The organism is Chryseobacterium sp. JV558, from assembly GCF_033712365.1.
GTDB lineage: Bacteria > Bacteroidota > Bacteroidia > Flavobacteriales > Weeksellaceae > Chryseobacterium.
In genome coordinates this window covers 1-6,365 of record NZ_WJHU01000016.1, presented here as the reverse complement: position 1 = coordinate 6,365, position 6,365 = coordinate 1, and the positions used below count along the sequence as shown (strand labels likewise).

Below are 6,365 nucleotides of genomic sequence, written 5' to 3'. Positions count from 1 at the left end.
TCCAGATGGCCGCACATACGCTCAATGGTAGAGCTGTGATAGATATCCGTGTTGTAATTCACAGAAAGGTATAATTCACCAGAGACCTCACCAAAATCAAAGGTCAGATCAAACATACTTCCCAGAAACGCTGACTCGTAACTTTCAATTTTTAAGCCCTCAATTTCTTTAGCTCTGGTATTATGACTTCCAATGTCTACATTCTGCAAAGAGATCATAATATCAAATAAAGGATTTCTACTGGTATCCCGGAAGAGGTTCAGTTCTTCAACCAATTCATCAAATGGGTAATCCTGATGTTCATACGAGGCAATCGTAACCGTTTTTACTTTATTTAAAAGCACTTTAAAACTATCCTCACCATCAAATTTGGTACGAAGTGCCAGTGTATTAATATAAAATCCGATCTGATCTTTCAAGTCTGGGTGGTTACGCCTTGCAATAGGAGTTCCTAAAGTGATATCTGATTGGTTTGTGTAACGGAATAACAGCACTTTTAATAAACCTGTTAGGCCCATAAATAATGTTCCTCCTTCTGAACGGATAATCTCCTTTAATCCTTTTGACAGTTTTTGATCAAATATTTTATGATATAAGGCTCCGTTATATGTCTTTTCTTTTGGACGTGCATTATCAGCAAAAGCATCTAAAATGGGCAAATCTCCTGAGAATTGACTTAGCCAATATGCTTTACTGGCAGCCATATTTTCAGACAATTTGTAAGAATGCTGCCATATAGAATAATCTTTATATTGTACTTTTAATGGTGTCAGTGGGATAATTTCATTCTTTGTAAGTGCATTATAGGTTAAAAATAATTCACGAATCATAACCTGTATTGACCAAGCATCACTAATGATATGGTGCATTACGCAGCTAAATACATAATAATCATCACTGAGATGAAATAAGCCCAATCGGAATAATGGCCCAGCATGAAGATTGAACGGAATTACAGATTCTTCGTGGATGTATTTCTTAACCTTTTCATCCCGAGATTCATCGTCTCTTAAATCCTTGTAATTGATTTCAATATCCATCGATTCCAAGGACAATATGTATTGTTTGATGTCCTGGTTTTGGTCTTCTCTAAAAACAGTTCTTAGGATTTCATGCCGAGATACAATGGACAGCAATGATCTTTTAAAGTGCTCTATATTGAGTATTCCTTTCAGTGTATAAGTCGTTGGAATAATATATGCTGTATTTCCACCCTCAAACTGGCTCAATATCCACAAACGCATTTGTGCAGAAGACAATGGATAGGCATCAGCTGCTGGTGCTAACGGAATTTGTTCATATTTATGAGAAATATTGGTTTTCAGATAATCAATAATTTGACTTTTATTTTCCCTGATCTTTTCCAGCAATAATACATCGATATCAGGAGCATCACTTCCTACTTTTAAATTTTCCCCGTGAAGAGATATATTGATTTTATTTTCTCTAAGTGTTTTAAAAAGTTCGTTTAATTCCATTTATTTAAATTATAGAAATGAATTTTTTGTTATTGTCTTCATTAACCCATCGTTTTTCATCAATTTTAGAGGCTAGAAATTTTATACTCTGGTTGTCAAAAAATTCTTTCAGTGAAATATCAACGCCAAATATTTCTTTAATTTTACTGATCAATACCATAGCTTTCAGCGAATCACCTCCCAATTCAAAGAAATCATCTTCGATTCCGATTCCTGCAATTCCAAAATAATCTTCAATTATTTTTACGATTTCCTTTTCTGAATCTGTAGTTGGAGCAACATAAGAATTGTTTAAAGCAGGGCGTTCTCGTTTTTCAATGATAACGGATTCAAATGTATTGTTTTCATTTGCTTTTTTATTGCCTGAAAATGCTTTCTCTATACGCTTGTGTAAATTTAAAATGGTTTCCGAGATCACCATTCGTCCTTTTAACCACAGGCTCAATTCGAATACTTTTACAATTTCTTCCGGGTTTAAAGCTATTTTACCGGAACCTGATTCTAGGCCAACAGTTTCATCTATAAAACTCATTTCGCCAAAACGCACACATTTCCAATTCTTTGCCTTTTTTACTTTAGAAGTGATGAAGCTATCTATATATAAATTTGATCCTGCATATGAAGCGAATTTTAAGCCTCCAACGATTGAAGACAAAGACGATGTAATCCATACAAAATCGACATTCTTGTTTATAAATGTTTCATAAATGGATACTATTCCTTTTAGTTTGGGAGAAAATGTAGAAAATGCATTTTCATAAGTAATATCTTCTACATATTCAAATTTATTAACATCCGTCATTCCTGCAGTATGGATCACGCCATTTATCGGTCCTAATTCCTGTTCTGTCTCCCGAACTATTTTTTCAAATTTACCTTTATCCGCTATATCCAGACTACAATACTGCAAACTTCCCATACTTTTCAAATGATTTAAACGCTGTGACGCTACATTTTGCAAATCTTCGAGTTTGCTACGGCCAACAACAATAAGTCTTGCATTATATTCTTTTAACAAATGGCGGGATAAAATATAACCCACATTTCCCAATCCGCCGGTAATTAAATAAACACCTCCAGATCTGAGCTGTGTTGTTTTTTGTGTTTCAGGCATATCATATTGCTGGTGGTCCTGAATCCATCTCAATCCATTTCTTAAAGCAACAACACGGTCTTTGTTTTTATGGATGATCTCATCTACCATATCAGACAATAACTCGGGCAGGTCTTCATTAAGATCGAAGTCGAGATTGACAGTCGGCATCAAATATTCCTGAGAAATCACATTGGACAGCGATATGGTTAAGGACTGATCGTATTTAGTTTCACCTTCGTTATTGATATTATAAAACTTATCGGTCAGAATGTAGAAATACAGATCAGGCAGCACATACACGCCAGCCAAAGCCTTGACTATCTTTATTAATGAAAAATACAACAGGTTGATGGTACGGTTATTTTCAAGGAATTCAATACCCGATTCGGTTTTTTCAAGGTTCCAGGAATAAATTACATTGTCAAATTCAATGTTACTGATTTTCAGATCAAGTGCCAGTTTTTGCAAATCAGCAATTGCATAAGGATTAACACCATAGCTAAAAGATCCATGTTTGATGTAACTATCTTCGGGAAAAACCTCTATGACATCTATATTTTTAGCCATCAAAGTAGCTTTAAAAGCTTCGGAAAAATGATCTCCTAATGAAAAAAAGAGGCAAGCGCCATGATTTGAAACTGTTTCCGAAGGTATTAAAAAGGTGCTTTTCCATGTGGAAAAATAAATGCATTCGTTAAAGCTTCCAGCCTTTTGCTCGTTAAAAATATCTATTGGAAGGTTGCTGTCTTCGAACGGATTGACTTCTGCAGGAAATGAAATTTTCTCAAATGCATAGGTAGGCAGAGAAATTTTTCTTTTTTCCTCTTTAAAAATCAAGCTCCAATCTACTTTCAATCCATATTCCCACATTGATCCAAGCTGTTTCAGCAGGAATTGTCTGTCATTTTCTTGTTCTTTCGGATGCCTCATCAAATTGATCATTTTTGTTTTGTTTTCTTCAAAATGATGTTGCTTCAGTAAATTTATCAAGGTATTCCCTGGCCCTACTTCGATAAAAAGGGTCTCTTTATTTTCATTCAGTAAGGTCTTTAATCCGCTAGAAAAATTTACGGTTTCTCTCATATGAGCCATCCAATATTCAGGTGACATTGCTTCGCTGATATCGATTAGCCTTCCATAAACATTTGAAACAAAAGGGATTTCGGGTTTGTTGAATTTTACTTTTTTCAGCTCTTTCAGGAAATCGGCCAATATCGGATCCAGCATATGTGAGTGAAAAGCATGGGAAGTTTTAAGCTTTACAAAAGGTATTTTTGCAGTGGATAATTGTTCTGATAATCGTTCGATAGCAGCAAAATCTCCTGAAAGAGCAACATTGCTATCGCTATTTATTGCTGCCAGCGAAATTTCTTCTGTAATATATTTTCGAACATCAGAACTAGCAATATGGCATACAATCATTTCCCCAGATGGCAAACGGCTCATTAATTCTCCCCTTTTAATGATTAACTTCAAAGCATCTTCAAAACCAAATACGCCACTAAGACAGGCTGCGGTATATTCCCCGATGCTATGGCCTATAAAATACTGTGGCTTGATTCCCCAAGATATCATTAATTGTGCTAATGCAAATTCGAAAATAAAAAGGGCTGGTTGTGCAAAATCAGTTTGATTTATAGTTTCATTTTCAGACTCAGGGAAAATCACCTTTTTTAAGTCTTTTCCTGTAAATGCCTGAAAGTAACTAAAACCTTTGTCAATGTGTTCTTTAAAACATATTTCAGAATTATATAATTCTTTTCCCATTTCCCGATACTGCGATCCTTGTCCTGGAAACATAAAAACGACAGACGGTACCTGATTCAGGTTTATTTTCCTATGTTCATATCGATCTGATGAATCAGTCTTCAGTGCTTTTAAGATACCTTCCTTGCTTTTGAATGCTGTCGCATAACGGTATTGAAAATCTTTACGTCCCGTTAATAGAGTATGGGATAAATCACTTAGATGAACTTCAGGTGTCATTTCTAAGAACGAAACCAGATCACGTTTAATCTGCTTTAAAGAATCAGCTGTTTTTGCAGATAACACCATCAGGTTATAAGATGTTTCTGCAGTGGATGTTTTTTGTTCTTTTGCTTCTTCTAAAACAATATGAACATTTGTCCCTCCTATACCGAAAGAGCTCACTCCTGCCCGAAGCGGCAAGTTTGCTTTTCGTTCCCACTGTTTTAGTTCCTGGTTGACATAAAAAGGCCCATTGAAATCAATTTCTGGATTGGGAGCCGTAAAATTCAGGCTTGGTGGAATTTTTTTATATTTTATACATAGTACAGCCTTTATAAGGCCTGCAACGCCCGCTGCCACATCGAGATGTCCAATATTTGTTTTAACCGATCCGATGGCGCAGGATTTGTCATTTAATTTTGCATCGAAAGCCAGATTGAGGGCTCGCAATTCGATAGGATCACCCAATTTTGTTCCCGTACCATGAGCTTCTATGTAGCCAATGCTTGACGGAGCAACTCCCGCCATTTTATAAGCAAGCCTTATACACTCGGCCTGGCCTTTTACACTTGGGGCAGTGTACCCAACTTTATTATTTCCGTCATTGTTTGCAACACACGCACGAATAACACAATAAATGTTATCCTTATCTTTAATAGCATCACTTAGCCTTTTTATAACCAGAACTCCTAATCCTTCTCCACTGATCGTGCCGCTGGAATCTTTATCGAAAGCTCTGCAATGCCCGTCTTTTGAATAAATCATATCTTTCTGGTACAGATAACCTTTTTGTCTGGAAGAATTTATCTTTACTCCACCGGCAATGGCAATATTGCATTCTCTGTTTAATAAACTTTTACAAGCCAGGTTTACTGAAGCCAAAGAGGTAGAACAGGTTGTGTTTACATAAAGTGAAGGACCTGTAAGATTTAGCTTATAAGAAATTAACGAACTTATGTTTTGGGAATTTGATATCAAATTCAGGATAAATGGGTCTATGTTTGCCGCTTTCGATTTCAGGTATGAATTCATTTTCCATTCTACATTTTCAGCAGCACCTAAAAACAGTCCAATTTTATTTTTCTCTATAGCAGAAGCATATCCTGCATCTTCTATAGCTTTCCAACAATGCTCGTGCATGATTCTTATTTGAGGATCCATAAATGCTGCTTCCTCATTTCTGTAGTCGAAAAAACCGTAATCGAAAAACTCTTTGTCTTCAAGCCTGATGCCTGACTTAATAAAAGATTCATTATTCAGGTATGCTTCATTAACCCCTGATGACAGTATTTCTTCATCACTATATTCTCGAACAGATTCCTTACCTTGGCATAAATTATCCCAAAACGCCCTGTAATTTTCACTATCCGGAAATTTACAAGATATTCCTATGATGGCCATTTCTAAGCCGCTATATTCTGTATTAAAAGACATCCCTATTTAGTTTATATAAATCATTTAACAAATCATCCCTATCGAAATCATCTTCTATCTGAATCTCCTCAAAGCTATTATTGATATAAATTGCCAAAGATTCAATATTCGAATGCTCAAATAATATTGAGACTTTGATTTCCTTTTTAAAAGTAGCTTTAATCAATTCTAAAGCCTTCATAATTTTTAATGAAGATCCCCCCAAATCAAAAAAATGATCGTGAATACCAATACTATCTGCATCAAGGGATAGAACATCACCCCAGATCTTAGCCAGGATCTTCTCTGTAGAAGTTTGCGGAGATACATATTCCACACCTGTATCTATGCCCATATCTTCTGGCATGGGTAGTGCCTTTCTGTCTACCTTTCCGTTTGAGGTCAATGGT

The 6,365-nt window shown here is 35.7% G+C and carries 3 protein-coding genes; all 3 read right to left on the bottom strand.

The window, feature by feature from the left end; translation table 11 throughout:
* The coding region (locus GFU89_RS23140) for a condensation domain-containing protein (RefSeq protein WP_318849370.1) at positions 1–1,478 on the bottom strand (1,478 nt) is incomplete at its 3' end.
* 4 nt (positions 1,479–1,482) lie between these two features.
* The gene (locus GFU89_RS23135) at positions 1,483–5,976 is read right to left on the bottom strand and encodes an SDR family NAD(P)-dependent oxidoreductase (protein WP_318849369.1); all 4,494 of its coding nucleotides are present in this window, start codon (positions 5,974–5,976) and stop codon (positions 1,483–1,485) included.
* Positions 5,966–6,365, bottom strand: a 400-nt coding sequence (locus GFU89_RS23130) for a phosphopantetheine-binding protein (RefSeq protein ID WP_318849368.1), incomplete at its 5' end; no start/stop codon positions are given. The genes GFU89_RS23135 and GFU89_RS23130, both read right to left, overlap by 11 nt.

What these genes read in the sequence shown, in the direction of transcription:
- GFU89_RS23135 (WP_318849369.1), bottom strand. Translation starts at nt 5,976, where the DNA reads ATGTCTTTTAATACAGAATATAGCGGCTTAGAAATGGCCATCATAGGA.